Below are 21,716 nucleotides of genomic sequence, written 5' to 3'. Positions count from 1 at the left end.
TATCGGTAGTCTGCCGCTTGGGGGCAGGCTGTCGGACCTGCGCCCCTGGGAGTCGAACGACTCTCGGGGGCTTTTTTATAGTTGCTGTTCAGGTCCGTGTGAGGCCATCGGTTTTTAAAACGCCCAGCGCAGATTCACCTGTCCTTGCAGCGACGAATATCCACCGCCGAACTGTGAGCTGATGCCGGTCCCAATCGACAGACGCTCACTGCGTTGCCAGGTCAGGCCTGCACGCAGGCTCATCGTGTCGCGGGGCAGCAAGTTATTACGGGTGTTGAACGCCGTATCCGTGGACGCAATGGCGAAACGGGCTGCTTGAGTCAGGTCGCGATCCAGCCATTCGTGATTCCAGCCCACGTCAACGTTCACGGCCAGCTTGCTGCCATCAGTCAGGTCGCGATTCCATTCCGCCGTTAGCCCCAGGCTGGAGCGCAAGGCGTCTACGCGCTTGCTGTCCAGGTGAAGGCGCGTGGCGGCGTTGCCCGATTCGTCGACCGATGGACGGGACACCAAGGCGTAGTTCATGCTGGCAAAGGGGCCTACCGAAAACGAGGGGTTCAGCTCCCAAAGGTAGCCTGTGCCTGCGTCAATCGACAGATTGCGTCCCGTCCAGTCGGACGAGTGCGTGGCCTGATAGTCTCCAATGGCAATTTGCCTGCGCATATCGGCTTGTTCCAGACCCAGGCGCAGCCCGCTGAATGCAAAAAGACCTTCCCGTGCACCGGGGCGGTATTGCAGATGGGCTGCAAGGCCGAACGCGGTGGCTTTGCTCTTGCCGGAGTAAGGGGCATCCGGTTTGACCGACAGATCGGAAATATCAAGCTGGGCTCCTACGGCGAAGTCAGGGGCCGACTCCAGGGCGCGCCCGGCTCCAACGATCAGGCCGTAGCTGTTGGCATCGTAGCCAAGCATGGACCCGCGTGTGTTTTGATCGCCACTGGCACCAAATACCAAGGCGTAGCCCTGCCAGTCGGTGCCGGGCCGCAACATGCTTTGGCTCAGGCCTTGGCGGGCGGTTTGCATGATTGAACGCTCGTGCATCAGGGAGGCGGCTAGTGCAGCGCTGTAGCCAGCGGGTGAGATCTGGTCCAGGGCGACGGATATTTGTGAGCCGTCCGTGGCCGAGAAATCGAGTGCTTGGAACAGGCCTTGTGCGGCTGCTGGCCCAGCGGCGGCTAGTTTGAACAAGGCTTGGCCGGCTTCTTGTTGGTTCTCGTCGCGGCCATACTGGCTATAGGCATTGTTGGCTCGCGTGGCTGACAAGTGATAGCGCTCATTACCCAAGGGAGCAACGTCAAATTGCAAGGTGGGTGATACGGAGGCGATTTGAGTGGTGCCGAAGCTGCCGCTGTAGCTGGTTGCTTCAACAAACGAGCCTGTGTCGACGGACCAGGCGTTTTGATACCAGTCGGCGGCGGGCGTCAGTTGCAGCGCGCCGGCCAGGTCCGCATGGCCACTGACGGCAAGGGTGTCGTGGCCGCCTTTGCCATCAAATTCGGCTAAGAGGCGGCCCGTTACTGTTTGTTGAAAGTCGCCATTTACATTGATACGCCCGACGGAGTTGCCGGGCGCCAGGGTGCCGGCATTAATCAGAGCATTGCCGCTGGCCAGATCGAAGCTGGCATTACCGCCTAAGGTTGCCGCTTCCTTGATGGTGGCGCTGTGAACCTGCAAGGTGCCGTTCAGTTGCGTTGTGCCGCCGTCAAATGACAGGGCCAGATTGTCTTTGCCGGTGATGTTGCCAGCGTAGCTCAAGTGGAATGCGGCATCGGGCTGATCAATGCTGCGGCCCATATTGTCGGCAGCCTGACCAAAGGACAGTGTAGTCAGGCGCAGCTGCTTGTTGTCGTCGCGTTCTGCGTAATGCGAAACTATATCGCCTTCAATTTGTGCGCCCTGCATCAGGTTGATGCGCCCAACGTAGGCATTGTCAGAGATCAGGATGGCCGCTTCTTGACCTGCAATTCGCCCGCTGATGTCGGCTTGTTGAACCAGGGGGCCGTTCAGTTCGGGGAGCAGGGCTTCATTGTAGCCCTCGCTGCTGCGGATGTAGGACCCACGTCGCTCGACCACGTTGCCTAGCGAGTTGGTGCCAAAATCAAAACGCAGGCCTACACCCTGAGGACCGGTAGCCTGGATGTCGCCGCGTTGAACCAGTGTGTGTCCACGTCCGTAGGCAAATTGAATGCCTTGCCCGTTCAAACCATCTGCGTAGATTCTGACGCCTGGATCGATGACAAGCGTGTTGTTCTCGCCATCGACCCGTATGCCTGCACCGCCTGATCCTGCTGCCAACAGGTCAGCGGCTTGTCGGACCTGATTATTGCTGCCATAGATATGCAGGCCCAAGCCTAATGTGGATTGGTTGTACTGGCCTGGAAGGTATTGTGTGCCCTCGGCATTTCGGGCAAAGAAGCCTTGTGTATTTACTAGCTTCAGGCCATCGCCGTAGATCGAACGTCCGAAGAAGTTTGCTCGGTCAATGGTGTAGCCTAGGTCTTGCAGAACCGCCAGCTCAGCTTCCATGAAACCCGAATAGTTACGGTAGTTCTGGTGGCTCATGACGCTGTTTCGAAGTTCGATATGGCTCATGAAGTCGCCGTCTATGTGGCCTCCATTACCTAGTATTTTTACGGGAACACCACGCAGGCCTCCTGCCAAAACTTGCTCGATATTGGCACCGACCAGAAAACCTTTGTCCTGACGCAAGTCGAAGGCATCAGGGTCGTAGGAGGTATTGCAACCATTGCACAGAATTTTCTGGCCTGCCTGTGCTGGATTACCGTTGTCGTCCCTTAGCAGTTGCGCCCAGCTGTTCAGCTGGGTTGTGAAATACGGTTGTATGTCATAGCGATCGCCTTTGTTTATCACATGGTTGGTCACGCCTAGCCCATGGGCAACTTCGTGGATGGCCGTCAGGAGTACGCTGTCTTTACCAGTCAGGGGTGTTTGTGTAAACGCCGGGTTTGTTGCGTAGTCGTGTTGGCCCAGGCCAAACAAACCATGTCCACCGAACGGCAGCGTGCCTGTGGCAGGTGACAGGCCGAAGATATTGTGTTGCATTTGCGTCAATGCGCTTTGGCCGTCGTTTGCTGTGGGTGAGCCTCCGTAGGCATTGCCTGGCATATTAATGGTGCCGATATTGATGATGGTCGCGGGATTGGAACCTTGGGTCTGGAGTATTTCAGCCCAATAGCCCAAGCCGTCAACGATCTCGTTTTTGTAGGCTTCATGACCTTGCCAGCTCCAGGAGGACGTAGTGCTCTCGTCGTCGAATGGATCATCGTCAATTTCAAAAAAACGCGCGATAAAGACGGGGCGTCCCGAGGCGTTTTCTATGATTCTGTCTTCCAGGGCTTGAGCAGACAGTGGGGCAATGACAAGCGCCAGGGCGGCACACAGTTTTGTTGGTTTCATTGTTAAGCAGGTGTTGAAGGCGCGAGATATTGTTTGCACTGGATGGCCCCTGAGGTAGAGGAAACAGTTTGATTGGAGTTGGGCGTTCATTATTGCTGCATCGTGAGGGGCTGACACAGGGGGAGTTCCCTTGGTCTGCGTCAGGAAAATATATCAGATGGTGTCAAATGGATATGGATGGTTTTAAACCCTTGGCCCTGTTTTTTAAACGGGGCGGTGGTTTGCCGAGGCCCAGGGATTGTGTGCTGGCAGGAATGGTCGTTGTTTAAGAGGAGCCTTCTTCTGGGCGTGCCGTTTGGGCTTTGAGTGAGGCCGGTGGATGGTTTTCTTGTGAGGCCCGGGTACGGCTTGTCTTGGCGGGTCTCTTGCCCACGCTGCGCGTGGGTTCCCTTGTCAGAGTACTGACTCGCCCGCCAAGCCGTACCCGGGCCTCACAAGAAAACACGCGGCACTGGTTAAAGCCCAAACGGCACTGGGGCGGAGGAAAAGAAACGAGGAGGGTGGGAGTTGGAGGGGAAAGTAGTCAGATAGTCAGGAGCGAGTCTGCCTGCCAAGGCCAGGATTGGGAAACTGAGGAGGCCGGAATAGTGACGCTGCTAAGAGATGATATTTGCTGGTGGCCGGGTATCTGAATAGAGGATGCTGGGGGCTGCTAATTTTGGAGAGCTGTTCGGCTCAGTGTTCCCACGGGTTGAGGAGGGTGACAGGGGTACCTTTGAAGTCTTTGGTGTTGCGCGTGACGACGGTCATGTTGTGAACCAGGGCTGTTGCCGCGATCAAGGCGTCCCGTTCGCCCTTCTTGTTTGGAACATGCAGTTGGGCACATTGTCGTGCTACCGCTGCATCAATGTTCAAGGTGGCTTGGGAGAATGCGGGTAGCACCTGATTTTCATACCAATTGCGCAATATGGTTCCCTGGGCGGCATCTTCCCGCTCTTTGCTCAGGATGCCTTGTTCCAGTTCCAGGACAGTAATGACGGATATGTACAGGGTGGCGGCGTTGACGCTGTGAATCCAGGCGGTGACATTTGCATCGGCTTTGCCGGATTTCATTTTCCGTATTTCGGAGACGACGTTGGTGTCCAGAAGGTACATGGTCAGAAATCAATGGGGCGAGTGTTGATGTTGCTATGAGCAGGTTCAAAGTCGATGTCGACGTCATCGTCAGACATGGCCAATTCATCAATGATGTTGCGGCGTTGCTCGGTCAGTTGCAGGTAATTCTGGAATGTCATTAGCACGTGTGAGGGGCGGCCACGATCGGTAATGATGACGGGACCATTGCTCGCGGCTTTTTTGGCCTCACTGGTGGCCTGGTTGAATTCTCGGCTTGAAAGAGTGGTGATAGTCATGATGCACCCTCCTGCGGTTTGTGAATGTAGTTATGTTACTACATTGAGTGTTGCTTGGTTTCTTCGTGCTTGTTTCTATCAATAAATTTATCCTGTAGGCAGGGGCGTGAAAAGACATGGTGTGACAGAGAAGTCACGTGAGACTGGAAAGGTGAATCAATGGCAGGGCAGCAGCATGTATCTGGAGTGACGGGCATTATTCTGGCGGCGGGCCTGGGTAGGCGGTTCGATCCGTCGGGCCAGCAGTTGAAGCTATTGGCCAAGACTGAAGATGGCAGAACGATGGTGCGCCGCGTCTGTGAGACGGCTTTGCCTGTGCTCGATGAGGTGCTGCTTGTTTGTGATGTTCATGAGCAGATTTTGCGTCAGGGGCTGGGTGACTTGCCGATCAGGTTTGTCCATGCACCTGAATCCATCCGCGGTATGGGTGTCAGCCTGAAAGCCGGGATCCACGCTTGCAGCCCCCGTTATGGTTATGTTGTTTTGCTGGCGGATATGCCTTGGTTGCGGCCAAGCACCGTAGCGGCGGTGGCCCAGGCTGTGCAGGATGGGGCCGGAATTGTACGCCCCGTTTTGAATGGCCAGCCCGGCAATCCGGTTGGCTTCGGGCTGGAATGGCGTCAGCAGCTTTTGGAGCTTGCAGACGAGCAGGGCGCGCGTAGTTTGTTGCAGGCCAACAAGGGTCAGACCTTGTTTGTACCTTTGGTGGACGAGGGGATTTTGCGGGATGTGGACACCCCCGGCGATTTGGGGATGCCCTAAGCATCGAATCAGCCGTGACCGCGCTGTTTGGCGATCTGCTGGCGCTCCAGGCGGCTGATGTAATGCTGAATCGCCATCTGTGTGGAGGCAGACAGATCAATGAAGGTACAGCCTAAACGTTGAATCTGTTTGCCATTAGGCAACTGCTGTGTTTCAGTACGCGCTACTTGTAGTGCCACTACAAAAGAACCGGCTTGCGGCAGTTCCAGCAGGGACTCGGTTTTATGCGTGCCGATCACCTCTGCCAGGGTTTGTGATTCGTCCACCAAAGACAAGCCGCCACCACTGATATCGTGCAGCAGAAAGCTTTTGGATTCGTTATTCAAGCGCAAGATCACCATGGCCGGTTCGCTGACAGGCACGTTGACGCGAAAGAACTCGCGTCGCTGCAGGCGGCGAATGGATTCGGGGATCGGGATCGCCAAAGCTGGCTGCCCTTCGTAGGACACGACCTCGGGGGTGGGGCCCTGAAACGTCACCTTGATCTTGTCTACCGATGTCTCGAAATGGGTGTGTTCAGACTGAAGCAGATTGCGGGTTTTTTCTTCTTTGTTGGCGGTATCAATCACCACCACGTTGTTGTCCAGATCAATATCCAGAATGGTGGTGACAATCCGGTCATTGCCTTGATTGGCTTCCATGTGCAGTAACAGGCCCCCTTTTTCGATAGCCCGTAAAACACGCAGAATTTCAAACTTGGACTGGATCTGATACGGATCGTCTTCGGTGGGAGGGAGCGTAGAGGTCATGGGTAGCGCGGCAAAAAGAGATCGGTAAGTGACTGTAAGAGATTGTACGCGCCAGAGTAACACTCTGGACGCGCTTTGGCGTGTGAGGTCAGCTAGTTAACAACCTAAGTATTTAGGCTCGATTCAAATGATGTAAAGCACAACGTGCCGCTGCCAAATCCCATGCAGCCGAGCCTACCGATTTGAAGAATAAAGGCTTGTCTTTTGGGGCGGGTGTACGCAGGGCTTGGTGAATGCTGTGGACTTGCTCCCAATCCACGCCAGCCTGGATCAGGTCGCCTGCTTCCTGGCGGGCACCGGCGACATCATCGGCATACAGGCGACTTGCCAGCAAAGTGTGTGGCTCGAATTCAGCCATATCCGGTTGGAAGGCGCCCAAGCCAATCAGCAAGCGGTCCAGGCGGGCAGCTTCGTGATACACGGGCGTCAGGCTGGATGTCAGGGCGATCAGCACATCAGTTTTTTCCGGAATAGCCGTGGCGGCCTGGACCCGGTCTCCGAATCGGGCTTGCAAAGACGTGGCCACAGCCTGTGCACGGTCTGGGTTACGGCCGGTCAGGGTGACGTGCGCTTTGGGGTACAGCGTCATGATGGCATCGCAATGCGCGACAGCCTGTTGCCCGTACCCCAGCAAAGTAATATGTTCCGGCCCTTGGGGCCACAGAGCTTGGATACCCAGCATGGATACAGCGGCGGTACGGCGTCCAGATAGGGTGGGAGCATCCAGAATCAATAAAGGCAAGCCATTTTGGGCATCGTAAACGCTGACCAGACCCTGGATACTGCCAAGCTTTTGTTGCTGATTGTCCAGCATTACATTGGCCAGTTTATGAACACCTATATCGTTTGAGACCGCAGGCATGGACAGCATTTTCCCGGTTTTGGGATAGTTCAGAACCTGACGGGTTGGGGCGACGATAGTGCCAGCAGCATATTGGGCCATGGCTTTGCCTAGCTGGGCGACCAGTTCGGGATAAGGCAGGGCACGAGCAGTCTCTTCAGATGACAGGACGGTATAGGAAGCTTGCGTCATTCCAGGGTCTCCATGGAGTCGGTCTGTGGGGGATGCCGGACTATTGATAATCCAGTGTAGCGTAGGCCCAGCCAAGGGCAATAGGGCCTTTCCGCCAGTGATCTATTGACCCACCTTGACAATTAATCCGCCCCGTCTGGCGGTCTGTCACGGCATAATGAGGCCTGATATCAGCACCTGCCCACGCGCGGGGCCGTGCATTGGGGAGAAAAATAATGAGTTTGCTTAATTCTGTTGTGTCGGCCTTGTCGGCTACGGATTCCAAATCCAAAGAGCAGGGCGCTTTGTTGCCCGCCCTGATTCAAGTCATCAGCAGCTATCCAGGCGGTTTGAGCGGCCTGATCGAGCGCTTTCGCTCGGGCGGTTTTGGCGATGTGGTGTCGTCCTGGATTTCGCAGGGCAGCAATCAGGAAATCGGCCAGCAGGATTTGCTGGGCGTGATGGGGCAACCCGCTATCAAGCAATTGGTGGACCTGTCGGGCTTGAATCAGCAAAGCGTGCTGGATAATCTGAAGATCATGCTGCCGTCCCTGATCAATCAAGCCAGCCCCAACGGTCAGTTTGACCCATCCCACATTACCGATGCCAGCAGCCTGCTGGGAGGTTTGACGCAGTTGTTTCGCAAGTCCTGATTCACTTGCGTCCGTGACGCGGTCTGCCTGAGGGCCGAATTACCAAGAATGAAAAAAGCCTGGAGTCGGTGCAATACCGATTCCAGGCTTTTTTAGCTTGATGCAGAAAAACCTGTACAGCAATTCCGGCCTGTACAGGTTTTTTGGTCTTAGCCGCGTGCTGCTGCTTCCAGAGCTTGTTCCAGATCGGCCAGAATGTCGTCGATGTGCTCCAGACCAATGGACAGACGCACCATGTCTTCGCTCACGCCCACAGCGGCCAGCTCTTCGGCATTGAGCTGACGGTGAGTCGTGCTGGCAGGGTGGCAAGCCAGGGATTTGGCATCACCAATATTGACCAGACGCAGCACCAGGTTCAGCGCATCGATAAAGCGGGTACCGGCTTCAATGCCGCCTTTGATACCAAAGGACAGAATCGCCGCAGGCTTGCCGCCCATGTAGCGCTTGGCCAGTTCGTGATCAGGATGGTCAGGCAGACCGGCGTACTTCACCCAGGACACTTGCGGGTGCTTATTCAGGTACTCGGCCACTTTCAGGGCGTTTTCTGTATGACGCTCCATGCGCAGAGGCAGGGTTTCGATGCCTTGCAGAATCTGGAAGGCGCTCAAGGGAGCCAGGGCAGCGCCGGTATTGCGCAGCGGAGCCACGCGGCAGCGACCGATAAAGGCGGCTGGGCCGAAGGCTTCGGTGTAGACCACGCCGTGGTAGGACGGGTCAGGGGTGTTCAGGATGGCAAAGCGCTCTTTGTGCTCGGCCCAAGGGAATTTACCGGAGTCCACGACCATGCCGGCGATAGTGGTGCCGTGGCCGCCCATGTATTTGGTCAGCGAGTGCACGACGATGTCGGCACCGTGCTCGATAGGACGGCACAGGGCAGGCGAGGCCACGGTATTGTCTACAATCAGGGGCACGCCATGACGGTGAGCGGCATCGGCCAGCGCACGGATATCAATGATGTTGCCAGCCGGGTTGCCGATGGTTTCGCAGAACACGGCACGAGTGCGGTCGTCGATCAGGGCTTCCAGCGCTTCGATGTCGTTGGGCTGGGCAAATTTGACGGTAATGCCCTGACGCGGGAAGGAGTGCGCGAACAGGTTGTAGGTGCCGCCGTACAGTTTACTGACGGACACAATGTTGTCGCCGGCCTCTGCAATCGTTTGGATAGCATACGTGATGGCCGCCATACCAGAGGCTACTGCCAGGCCCGCAACCCCACCTTCCAATGCTGCGACGCGCTCTTCAAGCACGGCATTGGTCGGGTTCATGATGCGGGTGTAAATATTGCCGGGTACCTTCAGGTCAAACAGATCCGCGCCGTGTTGCGTATTATCGAAAGCGTAGGAAGTGGTCTGATAAATCGGAACAGCAACCGCTTTCGTGGTCGGATCTGGCTGATAGCCAGCATGAATGGCAAGAGTCTCTAGTTTCATAGTAATTCTGGAATTGATTATCAAGTGGCTTATATAAGACAGAGCAAGCATAACCCCTGAATGTAGAGAAATACATCTAAGGGCGCAGACATTAAAAGTATGCCTATATTTCTTTCGGTAATAATGACTTATTACAGACAACTGGCTCTGCTTTTTAAAGAGCGGGTGGATATTTCTTATTTTCGTTACTTCGCAATGGCCCGACATGGGTTAGCATTTCGTATCCGGGCAGATGGCGTGTTGCATCCTGCCCCGAGGTCCTAGAGGCTTACATGAAAGTATGGTTTAAGCGGGGCTTATTCAGCCTCGTCGTTTTAGCTATTGTCACGGTGGTAGGCGGGGCGATTTTCCTGCTGACATTCAATCCTAATTCGTACAAACAGAAGCTGGCTGACATCGTCCAGCAAAAGTATCAGCGTACGCTCAAGATTGACGGTGATATCGAACTTTCTTTATTTCCCCGCATTGGCCTGTCCGTGCAGGGGCTGTCCCTGTCTGACCGTAATTCGGAAGATCCTTTTGCTTCTTTGGAAAGCGCCCGTTTTGCGGTGGCCTTGTGGCCCTTGATCAATAACCGCCTGGTGGTGGACCACGTCGCTGTTACCGGCTTCAAAGCCTGGATTGTGCGCGATGAAGAAGGCAAGCTGAATTTCGACGACTTGCTGCAAGCCCCGCCGGCCGGCCCTCACCTTCCCGTTGCTCGCTCCGGCGTGTCCTTGTTGCCCGCAGCTCAAGCTGCCGAGGCTCCTCAGCCAGCCGAGCCTGCTCTCGAGTCCTTGCCTGTCCCTGAGTTGATTGCCAAGCGCTCAGGCAGCGAAACGGATTTCCAGATTGATATTGCGGGTTTGAGCCTGAAGGGCGGTGAGATCCATTATTTCAGCAAACGCAGCAATGTGATTGGCCGCTTGTTGCAGCTGGAAGTGAACACGGGTCGCATGACCTTTGGTCAGCCTTTTGATGTGGCTTTCAAGAGCCGCTTGTCGGGGGACTATCCCGTGGCGGATGGCGTGCTGGAAGGGCAAGGGCAACTGAGTCTGGACCCCGCTTCCAAATCCTACGGTGCGCAAAAGCTGAATTTGAGCTTTATCGGTGATCTGGACCAGTTGCAGGCACAAAGCCTGACGCTTAAGGGGAATGTGGCCTACAAGGCTGCTCAGCGCCAGTTCAGTGCCACCAATCTGGATACCCAATTGCAAGGTCAGTGGTTGGGTGCTTACCCGGTCAGCGAACTCAATGCCACGCTAAATACGCCCAAGATGGAAATTGACAGCGTCAGCGACCTGGTGTCTTTCGAGAAGCTGGCTTTGCGTGTCCGTGGTAAGAATGAAGATCAGAATCTGGATCTGGCCTTGGATGTGCCTCGTATCCAGGTATCGCCTGCTCAAGCTGAAGGCTCACCGGTCGTTGCCAGCTTGAAAGTCAGCGGCCCCAAGGTCCTGGGCCTGGGCTTGACGCTGCAAGGTTTGTCCGGTAACAGCCAGGAATTGGTATTTGAGCAGGCCAAGCTGGATGGCGCCATCAAGCAAGGCAGCCGTGTTGCGCAATTGAAGGCCAGTTCTCCCATGCAGTGGCAACCGTCGAATGAATGGCTGCGTCTGCCAGAGATTCAAGCCAATATCCGCGTAGAAGACGAGGCTGACGCAGGTAGCCGCTTCGAGATGCCGCTGACTGGTCAGGCAGACCTGAACAAAGGCAAACAAGAATACAGTGCACAGTTAAGCAGTAGCACCGAGCAGGCTCAAGGCAGCCTGGATGTGAGCTTGCAAGATAAAGGTAAAGGGCCTTTGCTGGGCGCGGTGTTGAAAGCGGACAAGCTGGATCTGGACGAGTTGCGTTCGATTTTCTGGATGACGGCCCCTGACGTGGTGAGCACATCGGAGCCAGGGCCAGAAGCCGAAGCTCCGGAAGCCGCTGCCGAGCAGGAGCCGCCCAAGGCAGAGCAGGCAGAGGCTACTCCCGCAGCCGAAGAAGCGGTTGAAGAAGCTTCCTCTTACGCCTGGTTGGATACGCTCAGCTTTGATCTGCGTTTTGAAATCGAAAAGCTGCGCAGCCTGGGTGTGGTGATGGATCAGGTGAAAGCTCAGGTCAAGAACCAGGGCCAGTTGATCGATTTGTCGCAATTCAATGCGCAGGCGTATGAAGGTCAGCTTCAAGCCAAGGCCAAGGTTGAGCCTGGCAAGCGCTTTGAACTGGGCCTGAAGCTGCAGCAAATGCAGGTCGGTTCGCTCTTGCTGGATGCTTTTGGCAATGACTACCTGGCAGGCAAGGGTAATGTGGACCTGAACCTGAAGGCTCAAGGTGCCACAAGCGAAGAACGCTTGAATGCCCTGGAGGGTGGCCTGACGGTCGATTTGCATGATGGCAGCTGGCGCAGCGTTGATCTGGACCAGAGCGTGCGCGACATTAACGAAGCCGTGCGCAATGCCTTTGGCGGTCAGATTCCTTTGCTGCTGCCCGAGTCCGATCCTTTGCGTCGTACGGTGTTGAACCGTTTGCAGGGCAGTCTGGATATCAAGAAAGGACAAGCGACTTTCCGTAATTTACGGGCCACCACCCCGATTCTGACGGTGACAGCGGCTAAAGGTGCCACGTTGGATTTGGTGAACCAGCAAGCAGATGTGACCTTGCAGGCTCGCCTGAACCACAATAATCTGGCCGTGGAAGAGCGCAAGTCCTTCCAGGACCTGCGTAATGTGCTGATTCCTATCCATATCTCCGGTCCCTGGACAGGGCTGTCCTATCAGATTCAGTGGAAAGACATTGCCAGCAACTCCATCAAGAAGGCGCTACAAGACGGTTTGCTGGACTTGTTGAGTCAGCAAGCCTCGGAAGCTAAAGCAGAGTCCAAATCCGATGTGAAGTCCGAGGTGAAGCAGATCATCAAGGAAGAGCTGGGTGCCAAGGTTCCACAAACCGTGGGCGAAGCCATGAAGCAGTGGTTCAAGCCATGATTACGGATTCAGCGGTAAGTTCACCTGACGAGACGGTTTGCCTGTTGCAAGGCGGCCCGTCTCTAAGTGACAGCAAGGCACTGGCCTGCAAGGGACGTTGGGTTCTGGGGGATGATCGGGGGCAGGTTCTGGACGCCGATGCGCTGCCTGCCTTGGCCGAGCTCAGCATGGAACTGCGTTTTGGTCAGTTGGTGCTGCGTGCCCCCGGCATGTTGCGTCTGGATATTGAAGTGGACGTTATTGAAGACGATCCAGATTCTTTTTCCCTGTGGCAGGAAAATGGCCAGCCCGTGCAATTGGTAGACGAAGGGGATTTGCCTGCTCAGTGGTTCAGCTGCTATACAGGTCAGCCGCTGCGTTTGTTAAAGCGTTTGCCCCAGGCTGAGTAAGCCTTCTACGTGGTGGTCCACATAGAACAAGCCCTGCTTATGGCAGGGCTTTTTTATTCTGCTTATGTCGTAGGTTCGGACTGCAGCCGGTGATAGCGGGCAAGCAGCGTTTCCTGGCTTTCTTTGTGCTCGGGGTGAACCTCGATACATTCGACCGGGCACACCACCACGCATTGCGGCTCGTCAAAGTGGCCGACGCATTCTGTACACAGGTTGGGATTGATCTCGTAGATCTCCTCGCCCATATAAATAGCCAGGTTAGGGCACTGCGGCTCACAAACGTCGCAGTTAATGCATTCTTCAGTAATGTGCAGTGCCATAGCGCAGTGTCCTGATAAGCGTGGTCCTTGGATTTGACCAGTCGGTCACCCTACAGTGTAGTACGGACCGCTGCGCAGGGCGAGTTCAGGTGGCTGAAACCGCTTGCTGGTTGCGTTCCTTGGCTTTGGTTTGTAGCCAACGCTCCACGGACGGGAACACAAATTTGCCCACATCGCCGCCCAAAATGGCAATTTCGCGCACGATGGTGCCGGAGATGAACTGGTACTGGTCCGAAGGAGTCATGAACATGGTCTCGACTTCGGGCAGCAGGTGACGGTTCATGCCAGCCATTTGAAATTCGTACTCAAAATCGGACACGGCGCGCAGGCCACGTACGATAACGCGACCATTTTGTTCGCGTACAAAGTCCTTGAGCAGGCCGGAAAAGCTTTTCACTTCCACGTTCGGGTAGTGGCTGAGCACTTCGGAGGCGATCTCAACACGCTCTTCAACGGTGAAGAAAGGGCGCTTGTTCTGGCTGGAGGCCACACCGACCACAACGTGATCGAAAAGGTTGGCGGCTCGCCGGACCAAGTCTTCATGGCCTCGGGTCAGGGGGTCGAAGGTGCCGGGGTAAACAGCTGTGATCATGGTGCATCCGCGTAAGTGGTTCAAGTTGGCAGGTCGGAGTCCGGGGGGAGCGGTGCAGGCGTCCCGGAAAATTCGGCATTATTGACTGTTTTTTGCATCGCAGCAAATCGCAACAAATGATAATGTACCTGCCCTGCCTTATCCTGTCGTAGTATCCCGTATTGATCCGGGGCTTGTATAGGGGTTTCGGACTCAATGTAAACCAGTGCGTCCGGTGCCAGCACATTGGGCAGCAAGGGCCAGATACGTTCCATCCAGTCGTGCGCAAAGGGCGGGTCTATAAAGACCAGATCGTAGCGCATCTGGCTGCGCTCCAGAATATGGAGGGCGTCCCCCGCATGGATACGGACGTGATCTGCCTTGAGCTTGGTACGCAGGCTGCGCAAATTGCTAACAGCGGGTCCGTGGCGTTCCACCATTTGTACAAAGGCGACACCGCGCGAGGCCGCTTCAAAGCCCAGGGCTCCGCTACCGGCAAACAGATCCAGTACGTTCTTGTCGCTGAATTGTCCGCCCCAGAAGTGGTTAAGCCAGTTAAACAGCGTTTCGCGCACACGATCCGGTGTGGGGCGCAGGCCGGGTGCATCGACGACTGAAATCGGTGTGCGGCGGTAATCACCACCTACAATACGGACAGCATGTTTTCTCATTAGCGCTTTGATCGGATAATGTGGTCATTCAACAGAATTTTCTAGTGTAAATCGTATGTTCAGTTTTTTTAAAAGAAAGAAGGCCAAGCCAGAGCCACAAGTCACTCAAACGGAGCTGACCGAGCCGCTTTCTCCTGCCCAGCCCGAGGCTGACGGGGCAGACGCATCCCCTGCGGTATCGCAGGAGCAAAGCATGCCGGTTCAAACGCCGGCGGTCTCGCCGGCTGTGGCTGTGGATCGCCAGGCAGCCAGCCAGGCTGAACATCGCGCTGCTTCGCAGACCACGCCCACGCAGCCAGAGGTGCCACAACCGGCCCCGGCCAGTGTCCCTGCCCCAGAGCCTGCTCGTGTCTACGAGCCTGAGGTACAGCCCGTACCTGAACCTGTCCGTACTCCTGAACCGGAAGTGCAGCCTGTGCCGGTGCCTGAACCCGAGGTGCAACCGATTCCTGAGCCAGAGGTGCAGCCAGAACCTGAGGTTCAGCCGACTCCTGAGCCTGTGCCGCAGCCAGAACCCGAGGTGCCGCCGACTCCTGAACCGGAGCCACAGCCAGAGATTGTTCCCGTTCCCGCACCAGCGCCCCAGCCTGAGCCAGCTCCGGCCCCAGAGCCAGAAGCCGCCGCCCCTGTGGTGAAAACCTCCTGGATGTCCCGCCTGAAACAGGGCTTGTCGCGTACAGGACAGAGCCTGAGCAGCCTGTTCGTCGGTGCCAAGGTTGATGAAACACTGTTCGAGGAACTTGAAGACGCCTTGCTGATGGCAGATGCGGGCGTTGAGGCTACCGAGAAACTGATTACCGCCTTGCGTGCCCGTGTTCGCAAGGAAAAAGTCAGTGATGCGGCTCAGGTCAAACAAATCTTGTGCGACATCCTGACTGACCACTTGAAGCCCTTGGAGAAATCGTTCCCTCTGGAGTCGAGCAAGCCGCTGGTTGTCATGATTGCCGGGGTGAATGGTGCAGGTAAAACCACGTCTATCGGTAAATTGGCCCACACCTTCCAGGAGCAGGGCGCAAAAGTCTTGCTGGCCGCCGGCGATACTTTCCGTGCTGCTGCTCGTGAACAGCTGATTGAATGGGGCACCCGCAATAACGTCAGCGTTATTGCTCAGGATGGAGGCGACCCCGCCGCCGTGGCTTTTGATGCGGTACATGCAGGCCGTGCTCGTGATATGGGTGTGGTCATGGTGGACACTGCCGGTCGCTTGCCGACTCAGCTGCACCTGATGGAAGAGCTCAAGAAGATCAAGCGTGTGATTGGCAAGGCCGATGGCCAGGCTCCCCATGAAATTCTCTTGGTTGTAGACGGCAACACCGGCCAGAACGCCATTTCCCAGATCCGTGCGTTTGATGCGGCCTTGGGGCTGACTGGCCTGGTTGTCACCAAGCTGGACGGTACAGCCAAAGGCGGTACGCTGGCTGCCGTTGCAGCCTGTGCGCAAGGCGTACGTCCTATCCCGGTTTACTGGATTGGCGTGGGCGAGGGTATGCAGGATCTGCAGGCTTTTGTGGCACGAGAGTTCGCGTCGGCCTTGTTGGGCATGAACGCCTGACAGTCGCGTTTGGCTACAAAAAACCGGCGATGTCTTTGTAGGCATCGCCGGTTTTTTATTACTGAACTGTCCAAGGTGACAAGCGGCACTCGATAGAAACCAAAGGCTTGACCTGCGGATCGGCTTTAGTGGCCTTGCTGCTTAGCGTCGTAGCAATTCAGTCTGTGGCTGATGCTGATCCAAGGCATTCAGAGCATGCTGGGCATGGGCGGCACGCCCTTGGCGGGCATGAGTCAGCCAGTCCCGCGCAAATTGCGCCTGCTCGGGATTGGCTGCATGTTGAGCATACCAATCCAGTGCCACGTCCACATCGGTAACCGCGCCAATCAAGGCCTGACATTCGCGCAGCACTTTGTGCAGCCCTTGCTTGTCGGCAGCGCTGGGCAAAAACTCCAGGCAGTAGCGCAGGCTCTTGATCCGGTTGCGCAAACGATGCTGCTTGTCCTGACTGATCTGTGCGAAGCGCTGACTGCGCAATTGAATGGTCTGAAACCAGCGGCTGATACGGGCTTCGACCAGATGCTCGGGCTGGGGCACGCCATCCAGTTCTAGCGTAGGGCCGCAGATCAGGCTTTGCAGATTACTTAATAGCAAGGATTGGAACTCGGCGGCACTGGCCAGTTGTACAGGGTCGTGTTCCAGGTGGGCTGGAGTCGGTTCGGGGGCCGGACCGGGCATGCCAGCTTGCAGCAGCAAGGGAGTAATCTCCAGCTGCACCAGGTCGTGGTCACGCGCCTGACCAAACAGACCGAAGTAATGCGTCAGACGGGTATTGGCATAACCTTCGCTGGCTGACAGCCACATTTTGAACAGCTTGCGGCAGGAGCGCAGACGGCGCAGACCGACACGCATCAAGGCCAGGTAGTCGGCCTGACGGGAAGAGTCTGGGCGTATGCCATCCACGCCCGCCAGCAAAGCCGCATTGCGAATGACCTGCTCCAGGCTCATGGTGGCGCTCAGGCTGTAGAACTGCTCCAGGTCCTCGGTATCGACAAAATGGGGCTTGGGCAGATCGTAGGCCTTGCGCGTCAAGGCGGCAGCAACTTGCTCTGGCGACAGGTCCAGGCTTTCGGATTTCGCACGGCGACGATCCGCCAGACTGGCCAGTGCATCGCCGCGTTCGGACTTGCTGCGCATCTCCAGAATCAGGCCATGCTTGTACAGCCAGCGTTGGCCGACTTCAAACATGGACAGGCTCTCGCCGCTGATCAGTTCAATTTCCAGCTCGTTGACCAGCAGCTTCAAACCATTGGATTCGATATGGCCTACGTCGTAGGCCAGCTCCAGTTCCGACTGGCCTTGCTTGATCAGGGCCAGCTCGCGCTGGATGCGGGTTTGATAACGCGCTTGAATCTGATCCGCGTAACGAGCCAGCGCAGCGTGGGCGGGTGTGTCCTGATACAGGCTCAGGTCCAGTTCCGGGCCAGGACGGGGGTGATTGATTTCAATGCGGGACAGGGTATCAGGACCGGGCAGTTTGACGGTCTGAACCCATTGCTCGCCTTCCTTGCGCAGACGCAAGGCGATACTCGAGCGCGCCAAATCGCGTTCGGGCGTATCAAAGTAAATGGCATTTAAGGTAATGCTACCCGTGCGTACGGCGTCAAAGGCGGTCAATAAACCGGGACGGGCACTCTCGGGTACAAAAAATTTCAGTTCTTGTTCTAGCACAGCATCGCACTCGAGAAATCACCCACAACAGGTGGGCGGATAAAACGATTATTTTGCATGTAAACCAGCCAAACTTGAAGTGTCGACACCCGTATAAGTGTGTGTAGTCATGTCAAGTTTTATAAAGGGGGAGTACCTAGTGGCTCGCGCCAGCCCAACTGGTGTGAAATGCTGTTGGCGCACTGTCGCAACTGAGCCAGGATGGGGCTGTTGATACTGGCATCAAACAGCGTACTGGGGCCCAGACTGGTCAGGGCCAGCACAATCTGGCCGGAGTGATCAAACACGGGGACGGACAGGGCATCAATACCGGGCAAGGGGTTGCCCAGTGCCTGTGCCACACCTTGTTCACGGATTTTTTCCAGCATGGCAGCCAGTTCTTTGGGGCTGGGGCGCAGCGGACTGATACTGGTGACAACAGCGCTGTCACCTGCCTCGCGCTCAATGTAGTGGCGCGCCACTTCAGGGGGCAGCCAGGCGGCAAAGACGTGGCCGGTGGCCGTGTGCAGCATGGACATGACCGTGCCGCAGCGCATGTTCACATGGACTGGGTAGCTGGCCTCGCTGATATGAACCATGGTGGGTCCGTGTGAGCCCAGCACCGCCAAGCCCAGGGTGTGCCCGATGCGCGAGGCCCAGGCTTGAACCAGGGGCAGGGCAATCTTCACCGGGTTCTGGCTTTGCAAGCTGACCAAACCCATCTGCAAGGCAAACGGCCCAAGCTCGTACAGGCCGGTAGCCGGAGCCTGCTGCACCAGTCCTACGTTGGTAAAACTGACCAGATACGGGTGGGCTTTGGCCGAGCTCATTCCCGCCTGAGTAGCCAGATCACGCAACATCATGGGTTGTCCGCTGTCCACTAGCACTTTCAACAGGCCAAAACCCGTTTCAATGGATTGGATACGGCGACGTTTTTCGTCCAGAGCAGGCAAAATGGGTTCGGTCATAGGGGTTTGGGGCGGTTTGGCACGGTCTTCAAGTGTACCGACTAATGAAGCTGCCCGCCGGGGCCTGGGTGTCGTAAAATGGCCTTAATTATTATCTGTCTGAGCAAAGAGCACGATGAATCAAGAAATTCAGTCCGACGCTGGTCAACTGGGCGCCAGTCCAATCGCTCCCGTTCCAGAGATTGTTGAAGAGCTGCGCGCAGGTCGCATGGTTATTCTGGTTGACGAAGAGGACCGCGAAAACGAAGGCGATCTGGTCATGGCCGCCGAATTCGTGAATGCCGAAGCGATCAACTTCATGGTGACTCATGGTCGCGGTCTGGTTTGCCTGACCCTGACCGAAGAACGTTGCCGCCAACTGGACCTGCCTTTGATGGCCACCCGTAATGGCACACGTTTTGGCACCAACTTCACGGTGTCGATCGAAGCGGCTGAAGGCGTGGAAACCGGTATTTCTGCGGCTGACCGTGCCCGTACCGTGCAAGCGGCCGTGGCCCGTGATGCGCGTCCGATTGACCTGGTGCAGCCAGGCCACATTTTTCCGCTGAAGGCGGCCAAAGGTGGCGTGCTGGTGCGTGCCGGTCATACCGAAGCGGGCTGTGACCTGACGGCAATGGCCGGTTTGACCCCGGCGGCTGTCATTTGCGAGGTGCTCAATCCTGACGGCACCATGGCGCGCTTGCCGGATTTGCTGGTGTTCGCCCGCGAGCATGGCATCAAGGTTGGCACCATTGCGGACCTGATCCAGTACCGCAGCGAACACGAATCCATGATCGAGCGTCTGCACAAGAAACCCGTCAAGACCCCTTACGGTGAATTTGAGTGCCACGCCTACCGTGATCTGTCTTCTGGTGGCCTGCATCTGGCGCTGGTGCACGGTGAAATCAGCCCCGACGTGGAAACTCTGGTCCGTGTGCATGAACCGACTACCGTGCTGGATGTCTTGATTGAGGGCGATGTGGGCCACAGTTGGACCCTGCCCACTGCGCTGCGTACCGTGGCCAAATCCGACAGCGGTGTTGTGTTGCTGATGAATTGTCAGAACTCCGAAGAAGAGAGTTTTGAGCAGATCCAGGCCTGGGGCGCAGACAGCCCGGCACAAACGCCACGCGGTCGTCCTAGCCGCAATGATTTGCGCACGTATGGAATTGGTGCACAAATTTTGCGTGACCTCAATGTTGGCAAAGCCCGTTTGATGTCGCGACCACGTAAAATGCCAAGCATGGCCGGGTTTGCATTGACCGTGACGGGTTACCATAGCGAACCAGACTCTCAATCCTAAGCGGAGCTTCCAACATGAATCCTTACATTGTTACCCCTGACCTGAACGGGGAAGGTCTGCACATTGGTATTGTGCGTGCACGTTTTAACGAATCCATCGGCCTGACCGAATTGGAAGCCTGCCTGAAAGAGCTGGAGGCTCTGGGTGTGGACGAGCGCGACGTGACTGTTCTGTCCGTACCTGGCGCGTTGGAATTGGGCATTACTCTGGGCCAGATGGCCGAAACCGGCGAGTTTGATGCCCTGATCGCTCTGGGCGCCGTTATCCGCGGCGACACCTACCACTTTGAAGTGGTCAGCAATGAAAGCGCTTCGGCCATTACCCAAGTCTCCCTGGCAACCGGTATTCCTGTTGCCAACGGTGTACTGACCACCAACACAGATGAACAAGCCGAAGTTCGCGCTGCTGAAAAGGGTCGCGATTGCGCCCGTACAGCGGTCGAGCTGGGCAATCTTATCGCCGTCCTCGAACCCGAGCTGGACGACGATGAGGACGAAGATTACGAGGACGAAGATCTTGACGACGACAAATAAAGTCCCGGCCAGCAAGGCCAACGGACGATCCGCGCGCCGCCGCTCGCGCGAATTTGCCCTGCAGGGCATCTACTCCTGGCTTTTGCGAGGGGCAGATGGCCTGCAGGAAGCTACCTCCATCGACGCCCATATCCGGGGTGACGAGGAGTTTGGCGAAGCCGATGCCGCCTGGTTCAAAACCTTGCTGTTCGGCGTAATGCGCGAAGCCCCCGTGCTGCGCGAACGCTTTTTGCCTTATGTTGATCGTCCTTTGGAAGAGCTCTCTCCCATCGAACATGGCATCTTGCTGATTGGCAGCTACGAACTGGTGCATCACGTTGAAGTGCCTTACCGCGTTGCCATTAATGAAGCCGTTGAACTGGCCAAATCTTTTGGCGGTACGGACGGTTTCAAATTCGTGAATGGCGTGCTGGACAAACTGGCCGCCGACGTACGCGCACCGGAAGTTGCCAAGCAGGCCCGCCGCTAAAACGGGGCGTGCCGTGCTGAACGAGTTCGGTCTTATCCAGCAGTATTTCAATCGTCCCGCTCCCGAAGGTTATTTGGGAGTGGGTGACGATTGTGCCCTTTTTACTCCGACACCCGGTTGGCAACTGGCCAGCAGCGTGGATCTTCTGATCGAAGGGCAACATTTCTTTCCTGACGTGGACCCCTTTCTCTTGGGGCACAAGGCGCTGGCCGTGAATCTGTCGGACCTGGGCGCCATGGGAGCCAAACCACGCGCCTGCCTGCTGGCTTTATCCATGCCCGAAGTCCGGCCCGAATGGCTGGCCGCATTCTCCAAAGGTTTGTTCCAGTTGGCCGATCAGGCGCAATGTCCCTTGATTGGCGGTGATACCACGCGCAGCAAGCAAGGTGTGGTCATCAGCATCACGGTGCTGGGTGAAGTCCCGGCGGGGCAGGCTTTGCAACGCAGTGAGGCCCGGCCTGGTGACGATATCTGGTTGACGGGCACCCTGGGGGCGGCAGACATTGCCTTGCGTCTCCTGCAAGGTCGCCTGGCTTCGGATCCGGATCGACTGGCTGCCAGCCGCCCAGCCCTGGAGCAACCCTGGCCGCCGTATCGCCTGGGACATGCTCTGGCAGGTTTGGCTCATGCCGCCATTGATGTATCGGATGGTTTGGTCCAGGATCTGGGCCATATCGCCAAAGCCAGCCAATGTGCTGCCCATCTGGATTGGGATGCCTTGCCGCTGGACCCTTCCCTGAAAGGCTTGCCTGCCGACTTGCAACGTGAAGCGGTTCTGGTGGGCGGCGACGTTTTTCAGCTGTGTTTCACCGCAGATCCCCTGCGCCGCGAGTCCATCTTGACGCTGGCTCAGCGCGAAGGTGTGCAGCTCAGCCGTATTGGCTCCATGCATGCCGGTAGCGGGGTGCATGTGCGTGATCAACAGGGACTGCATCCTGCCCCTGCCCAGGGCGGTTTCGATCATTTTGGTGGCTGAGTCTGTGTC

The 21,716-nt window shown here is 56.6% G+C and carries 20 protein-coding genes; 9 read left to right on the top strand and 11 right to left on the bottom strand.

Features of this window, described 5'->3' with window-relative positions:
• Positions 1-114 precede the first annotated feature (114 nt).
• From CPY64_RS13690 to CPY64_RS13680, 3 genes are all read right to left on the bottom strand, one after another.
• Positions 115-3,417 (bottom strand): autotransporter outer membrane beta-barrel domain-containing protein, encoded by a 3,303-nt coding sequence (locus CPY64_RS13690; protein ID WP_042488837.1) that lies wholly within the window; start codon positions 3,415-3,417, stop codon positions 115-117.
• A 675-nt stretch (positions 3,418-4,092) separates the two neighbouring features.
• Positions 4,093-4,512 carry a type II toxin-antitoxin system VapC family toxin gene (locus CPY64_RS13685; protein WP_042488835.1) on the bottom strand — a complete coding sequence of 140 codons (420 nt, stop codon included), beginning with the start codon at positions 4,510-4,512 and terminating at the stop codon, positions 4,093-4,095.
• Between the two features lie 2 nt (positions 4,513-4,514).
• Positions 4,515-4,769 carry a type II toxin-antitoxin system prevent-host-death family antitoxin gene (locus CPY64_RS13680; RefSeq protein WP_042488832.1) on the bottom strand — a complete coding sequence of 85 codons (255 nt, stop codon included), beginning with the start codon at positions 4,767-4,769 and terminating at the stop codon, positions 4,515-4,517.
• Between the two features lie 159 nt (positions 4,770-4,928).
• On the opposite strand from CPY64_RS13680, the gene CPY64_RS13675 reads away from it, so the two are divergent.
• Positions 4,929-5,531 carry a nucleotidyltransferase family protein gene (locus CPY64_RS13675; protein ID WP_042488828.1) on the top strand — a complete coding sequence of 201 codons (603 nt, stop codon included), beginning with the start codon at positions 4,929-4,931 and terminating at the stop codon, positions 5,529-5,531.
• Between the two features lie 8 nt (positions 5,532-5,539).
• Here CPY64_RS13675 and CPY64_RS13670 read toward each other — a convergent pair whose 3' ends face one another.
• A complete protein-coding gene (locus CPY64_RS13670) occupies positions 5,540-6,280 on the bottom strand; it encodes a flagellar brake protein (protein WP_042488825.1) in 741 nt (246 codons plus the stop codon).
• A 112-nt stretch (positions 6,281-6,392) separates the two neighbouring features.
• Entirely contained in the window at positions 6,393-7,313 is a 921-nt protein-coding gene (locus tag CPY64_RS13665) for a delta(1)-pyrroline-2-carboxylate reductase family protein (RefSeq protein WP_042488820.1), read from the bottom strand.
• Between the two features lie 215 nt (positions 7,314-7,528).
• Here CPY64_RS13665 and CPY64_RS13660 point away from each other — a divergent pair, with 215 nt between their 5' ends.
• Positions 7,529-7,945 carry a YidB family protein gene (locus tag CPY64_RS13660; RefSeq protein WP_022983226.1) on the top strand — a complete coding sequence of 139 codons (417 nt, stop codon included), beginning with the start codon at positions 7,529-7,531 and terminating at the stop codon, positions 7,943-7,945.
• Positions 7,946-8,094: 149 nt separating this feature from the next.
• Here the strand turns inward: CPY64_RS13660 and CPY64_RS13655 are convergent, their stop codons facing one another.
• Positions 8,095-9,375: a bifunctional O-acetylhomoserine aminocarboxypropyltransferase/cysteine synthase gene (locus CPY64_RS13655; RefSeq protein WP_042488816.1), complete on the bottom strand. Its 1,281-nt coding sequence runs from the start codon at positions 9,373-9,375 to the stop codon at positions 8,095-8,097.
• 272 nt (positions 9,376-9,647) lie between these two features.
• Here CPY64_RS13655 and CPY64_RS13650 point away from each other — a divergent pair, with 272 nt between their 5' ends.
• Both CPY64_RS13650 and CPY64_RS13645 read left to right on the top strand, forming a co-directional pair.
• A complete protein-coding gene (locus tag CPY64_RS13650; RefSeq protein WP_042488813.1) occupies positions 9,648-12,326 on the top strand; it encodes an AsmA family protein in 2,679 nt (892 codons plus the stop codon).
• Entirely contained in the window at positions 12,323-12,715 is a 393-nt protein-coding gene (locus CPY64_RS13645) for an MOSC N-terminal beta barrel domain-containing protein (RefSeq protein ID WP_052363036.1), read from the top strand. The genes CPY64_RS13650 and CPY64_RS13645 overlap by 4 nt, the downstream gene beginning before the upstream one ends.
• A 62-nt stretch (positions 12,716-12,777) precedes the next feature.
• Here the strand turns inward: CPY64_RS13645 and CPY64_RS13640 are convergent, their stop codons facing one another.
• The 3 genes from CPY64_RS13640 to rsmD form a co-directional block, all read right to left on the bottom strand.
• Positions 12,778-13,035: a YfhL family 4Fe-4S dicluster ferredoxin gene (locus CPY64_RS13640; RefSeq protein WP_042488810.1), complete on the bottom strand. Its 258-nt coding sequence runs from the start codon at positions 13,033-13,035 to the stop codon at positions 12,778-12,780.
• 85 nt (positions 13,036-13,120) lie between these two features.
• The gene (coaD, locus tag CPY64_RS13635) at positions 13,121-13,627 is read right to left on the bottom strand and encodes a pantetheine-phosphate adenylyltransferase (protein WP_003802378.1); all 507 of its coding nucleotides are present in this window, start codon (positions 13,625-13,627) and stop codon (positions 13,121-13,123) included.
• 20 nt (positions 13,628-13,647) lie between these two features.
• The gene (gene rsmD / locus CPY64_RS13630; RefSeq protein ID WP_026485455.1) at positions 13,648-14,277 is read right to left on the bottom strand and encodes a 16S rRNA (guanine(966)-N(2))-methyltransferase RsmD; all 630 of its coding nucleotides are present in this window, start codon (positions 14,275-14,277) and stop codon (positions 13,648-13,650) included.
• A gap of 193 nt (positions 14,278-14,470) precedes the next feature.
• On the opposite strand from rsmD, the gene ftsY reads away from it, so the two are divergent.
• On the top strand, positions 14,471-15,829 hold the full coding sequence (gene ftsY, locus CPY64_RS13625) for a signal recognition particle-docking protein FtsY (RefSeq protein ID WP_307188533.1): 1,359 nt from the start codon (positions 14,471-14,473) through the stop codon (positions 15,827-15,829).
• Between the two features lie 141 nt (positions 15,830-15,970).
• Here ftsY and CPY64_RS13620 read toward each other — a convergent pair whose 3' ends face one another.
• On the bottom strand, positions 15,971-17,500 hold the full coding sequence (locus CPY64_RS13620) for a CYTH and CHAD domain-containing protein (protein ID WP_042488806.1): 1,530 nt from the start codon (positions 17,498-17,500) through the stop codon (positions 15,971-15,973).
• Between the two features lie 119 nt (positions 17,501-17,619).
• Positions 17,620-18,447: an IclR family transcriptional regulator gene (locus CPY64_RS13615; RefSeq protein ID WP_042488803.1), complete on the bottom strand. Its 828-nt coding sequence runs from the start codon at positions 18,445-18,447 to the stop codon at positions 17,620-17,622.
• 115 nt (positions 18,448-18,562) lie between these two features.
• Here CPY64_RS13615 and ribBA point away from each other — a divergent pair, with 115 nt between their 5' ends.
• From ribBA to thiL, 4 genes are read left to right on the top strand one after another with little or no spacing between them, the layout of a single operon-like run.
• Complete coding sequence (gene ribBA / locus CPY64_RS13610; RefSeq protein ID WP_042488800.1) at positions 18,563-19,729, top strand: bifunctional 3,4-dihydroxy-2-butanone-4-phosphate synthase/GTP cyclohydrolase II; 1,167 nt, start codon at positions 18,563-18,565, stop codon at positions 19,727-19,729.
• 14 nt (positions 19,730-19,743) lie between these two features.
• Positions 19,744-20,262: a 6,7-dimethyl-8-ribityllumazine synthase gene (gene ribH, locus CPY64_RS13605; protein ID WP_042488798.1), complete on the top strand. Its 519-nt coding sequence runs from the start codon at positions 19,744-19,746 to the stop codon at positions 20,260-20,262.
• On the top strand, positions 20,216-20,731 hold the full coding sequence (gene nusB / locus CPY64_RS13600) for a transcription antitermination factor NusB (RefSeq protein WP_042488795.1): 516 nt from the start codon (positions 20,216-20,218) through the stop codon (positions 20,729-20,731). Before ribH ends, nusB begins: the two co-directional genes overlap by 47 nt.
• A gap of 13 nt (positions 20,732-20,744) precedes the next feature.
• Positions 20,745-21,707 carry a thiamine-phosphate kinase gene (gene thiL, locus CPY64_RS13595; RefSeq protein ID WP_042488792.1) on the top strand — a complete coding sequence of 321 codons (963 nt, stop codon included), beginning with the start codon at positions 20,745-20,747 and terminating at the stop codon, positions 21,705-21,707.
• The last annotated feature ends 9 nt before the right edge of the window (positions 21,708-21,716 follow it).

This window comes from Alcaligenes faecalis (genome assembly GCF_002443155.1).
GTDB lineage: Bacteria > Pseudomonadota > Gammaproteobacteria > Burkholderiales > Burkholderiaceae_B > Alcaligenes > Alcaligenes faecalis.
Note: the sequence above shows the minus strand (reverse complement) of the source record. Positions and strands in the feature narration are given on the sequence as shown.